The sequence below is a fragment of the Mesorhizobium sp. J18 genome, from assembly GCF_007829525.1.
In the GTDB taxonomy this organism is placed as follows: Bacteria; Pseudomonadota; Alphaproteobacteria; order Rhizobiales; family Rhizobiaceae; genus VLJP01.
This window is the reverse complement of the sequence record NZ_VLJP01000088.1, coordinates 1-1,009: the sequence shown is the minus strand read 5'-3', so window position 1 is coordinate 1,009 and position 1,009 is coordinate 1. Positions and strand designations below refer to the sequence as shown.

Annotated in this window: 1 protein-coding gene and 1 pseudogene; both read right to left on the bottom strand. The window is 68.9% G+C overall.

Annotation, left to right across the window (positions count from 1 at the left end):
- Positions 1 to 680, bottom strand: a 680-nt coding sequence (locus tag L598_RS20625; protein WP_144865772.1) for a DEAD/DEAH box helicase family protein, incomplete at its 3' end; no start/stop codon positions are given.
- A gap of 7 nt (positions 681 to 687) precedes the next feature.
- A pseudogene (locus tag L598_RS20620) lies at positions 688 to 1,009 on the bottom strand (hypothetical protein); the annotation flags it as partial.

The following is a 1,009-nucleotide window of genomic DNA, read 5'->3' as shown; positions in this document are numbered from 1 at the left end:
GTGACCGGCGACCGGTTCATGATCGCGTCGACCTCGGCCATGTCGAAATCGACGGCCGTGCGGCGCACCCTGGTGAGCTGGTCCTGGACGCCGACATCGATCACGAAGGTGCGCGGCGGCACGAGATGCCCGGACGCGATCAGCTCCCCGATCCGGATCTGATCGGCGACGTTGGAGAACACCGGACGCAGACCGCGCTTGTCGCCCCGGTTGGGCGTCGCCGTGACGCCGTAGACCCGGCAATCGGGATTGCGCTGCAGCGCAGCGTCGATGATGCGGCGATAGCTGTCGGCGGCCGCGTGGTGTGCCTCGTCGATCACCAGGAGGTCGAGCTCGGGCAGCTGATCGAGATTACCGGCGCGCGCCAGTGTCGGCACCATGGCGAAGGTGACCTGGCCAGCCCAGGACTTGTCCTTCGCGTCGACGACCGAGGTCGAGATCCGGGGATTCACCCGGCCGAACTTGCTGCGGTTCTGCGCGGTCAGCTCGTCGCGGTGGGCGAGCACGCAGGCCTTGGCGCCCGTGCTCTTCGGCGTTTCGCCGACAATGCGACCGACGACGCCTGAGAGCATGATCGTCTTGCCGGCTCCGGTCGGCGCGACGCCGAGGGTGTTTCCGTGTTCGCCGAGCGCGCGGACGCTGCGCTCGACAAACTGCTTCTGGCGGGGACGCAGCAGCATGGCCGCCTCACTGCGCCCAGGACGGGCGCGTGCCCGCCGCCGGTGCTGAAGATTGGGGCATGGAGGGCTGGGAAGGCTGAGCCTGCGGCTGCGGTGCCGCACCGGGCACGCCCATGAGGGCGGCATAATCCTTGTGATCCGGCGTCACCGCCGCGCGGATCTCGTTCTTCTCCTCGCCGTTGGTGTCGGTGCCGATGTCGATCCGCGCCACGAACTCGAGCCCGTCGAGATCGGCAAAGCCGCTGATGCGACGCGCGGCCTGGGCCTGGGCGGACGTGTCCTTGTCCGCAATGCCGCGCGCGGAGTTGAGCATGCCGCGGATCAGGCTG